Annotated in this window: 1 pseudogene; it reads left to right on the top strand. The window is 35.5% G+C overall.

Annotation, left to right across the window (positions count from 1 at the left end):
* A pseudogene (locus H5119_RS20285) lies at nt 1-251 on the top strand (IS1634 family transposase); the annotation flags it as partial.

Below are 251 nucleotides of genomic sequence, written 5' to 3'. Positions count from 1 at the left end.
TCATCAAATAGCGACTCAGCAATTTATTAAGCATAAAGTCTATGAAGGTAAAGGGCGACCTAAAAAAGATGCGCCAGTAAAAAATATTGAATGGCAAATCACGGCAGAAATTGAAGAAAACGAAAGCGCAATAAAACAGATTGTAGAACAAAAGTCATGCTTCGTATTAGCAACGAATATTGATAAAGAAGCCCTTTCACCAGTAGGTTTACTTAAGCATTACAAAGCACAATCTGAAGTAGAAAAAGGGT

The sequence above is a fragment of the Pseudoalteromonas sp. SG45-5 genome, assembly GCF_014164085.1.
Taxonomy (GTDB): domain Bacteria; phylum Pseudomonadota; class Gammaproteobacteria; order Enterobacterales; family Alteromonadaceae; genus Pseudoalteromonas; species Pseudoalteromonas aliena.
Note: the sequence above shows the minus strand (reverse complement) of the source record. Positions and strands in the feature narration are given on the sequence as shown.